The following is a 1,757-nucleotide window of genomic DNA, read 5'->3' on the forward strand; positions in this document are numbered from 1 at the left end:
GCCGTCGTTGATCAATCTGCCGTCGGGGTGCGCGTTCCACCCCCGCTGTCGGTATGCCGGCCGTAACGGCGACCGCTCCCGCACCGAGGTGCCCGACCTGCTTCCGGCCACCGAGCGCGGGCACCTCGTCGCCTGCCACCTGCCGGAGGCCGCCCGGCAGCTCCTGTACCGAGACGAGATCACCCAGGTGGGGGTGGCCCGATGACCGAACCGCTGCTCAAGGTCCGTGGCCTCGCCAAGCACTTCCCGGTGCGCGGCGGTTTCCGCGCCGGCGGCCTCGTCCGGGCCGTCGACGGTGTGGACTTCGACGTGCGGCCGGGGGAGACCCTCGGTCTGGTGGGGGAGTCCGGGTGTGGGAAGACCACCACGGGTCGGATGCTGGTGCGGCTGCTGGAGCCGACCGCCGGGAGCATCGAGTTCGCCGGCCGGGACATCACCCACGCCCGGCGGGGCGCGTTGCGGCCGCTGCGGCAGGACCTGCAGATCATCTTCCAGGACCCCTACGCCTCGCTGAACCCCCGACACACCGTCGGCCGCATCGTGGCGATGCCCCTGCAGGTCAACGGCATCAACCCGCCCGGCGGCATCAAGAAGCGCGTCCAGGAACTCCTCGAACTGGTCGGGTTGAACCCGGAGCACTACAACCGCTACCCGCACGAGTTCTCCGGCGGCCAGCGCCAGCGCATCGGCATCGCCCGCGCCCTCGCGCTGCGGCCAAAGCTCATCGTCGCCGACGAACCCGTCTCCGCCCTGGACGTCTCCATCCAGGCCCAGGTCATCAACCTCCTGCGGGACCTGCAACGCGACCTCGACCTGGCCTTCGTCTTCATCGCCCACGACCTCGCCGTCGTGCGGCACTTCTGCCACCGCGTCGCCGTCATGTACCTCGGCAAGATCGTCGAAATCGGCGACCGCGACGACATCTACACCCGCCCCCAGCACCCCTACACCCGCGCCCTGCTGTCGGCCATCCCCGACGTCACGACCCTCGGGCCGGCCGGGCGCATCCGGCTCACCGGCGACGTCCCCACCCCGCTCAACCCACCCTCGGGCTGCCGCTTCCGCACCCGCTGCTGGAAAGCCCAGGAACGCTGCGCCACCGACGAACCCGCGCTCGTCCCCCGGGACGGCGGCAACCAGGCCACCGCCTGCCACTACCCGGAAACCGGACCGGGTCTCGACGTGATCGCGGAGGCCGGCAGCGACGCGCGGACCTGACCACCCCCTCAGACCGACCGCCACGAGTCGTCAGGCAACGACGACGCCTGCGGGCCCATCATCAACATCCCCCCGTCCACCGGCCACGACGCCCCGGTGACATAAGCAGCGGCGGGCGAGGCGAGCAAGGCGACCACCGCCGCTACCTCCCGGGCGTCCCCGGGCCGCCCCACCGGCACGCCCGGCCGTTCCTGGGTGAACGGGTCCACGTCCTCCTGCCCGGTCATGGGGGTGGCGATCTCACCGGGGGCGACCGCGTTGACGGTGATCCCGTCGGCCGCCAGCTCCTGCGCCATCACCTTGGTGAGCAGGCCCAGCCCGCCCTTCGCCGCGCAGTACGCCGACGAGCCGACCCGCGGGGCGTGCTCGTGCACGCTGGTGATGCTGATGATCCGGCCGCCCCGGCCGGGGGGCGCCCGCCGCCCCCCGGCGGCCCCCGGGGGGGCCGGCCCGCGCCCGGGGGCGGCCGCCCGGCCCGGGGCCGCCGCGGGCGCCCCCCCCCCACGCCGACGATCAGTGCTGGTGGTCGTGCTCGGCCT

General features: G+C 73.5%; 2 protein-coding genes and 1 pseudogene. 2 read left to right on the forward strand and 1 reads right to left on the reverse strand.

Going from position 1 to position 1,757, the window contains the following annotated elements; genetic code table 11:
• Both ABZV78_RS31690 and ABZV78_RS31695 read left to right on the forward strand, forming a co-directional pair.
• A pseudogene (locus ABZV78_RS31690) lies at positions 1–205 on the forward strand (ABC transporter ATP-binding protein); the annotation flags it as partial.
• Positions 202–1,218, forward strand: a complete 1,017-nt coding sequence (locus ABZV78_RS31695) for a dipeptide ABC transporter ATP-binding protein (protein WP_355644535.1) — start codon at positions 202–204, stop codon at positions 1,216–1,218. The pseudogene ABZV78_RS31690 and the gene ABZV78_RS31695, both read left to right, overlap by 4 nt.
• Before the next feature lie 8 nt (positions 1,219–1,226).
• Here ABZV78_RS31695 and ABZV78_RS31700 read toward each other — a convergent pair.
• Positions 1,227–1,757: SDR family oxidoreductase (locus ABZV78_RS31700; protein WP_355644537.1), on the reverse strand; the 531-nt coding region annotated here is incomplete at its 5' end.

Origin of the sequence: Micromonospora sp. NPDC004540, assembly GCF_040610095.1 — a bacterium.
Classification (GTDB): Bacteria; Actinomycetota; Actinomycetes; order Mycobacteriales; family Micromonosporaceae; genus Micromonospora.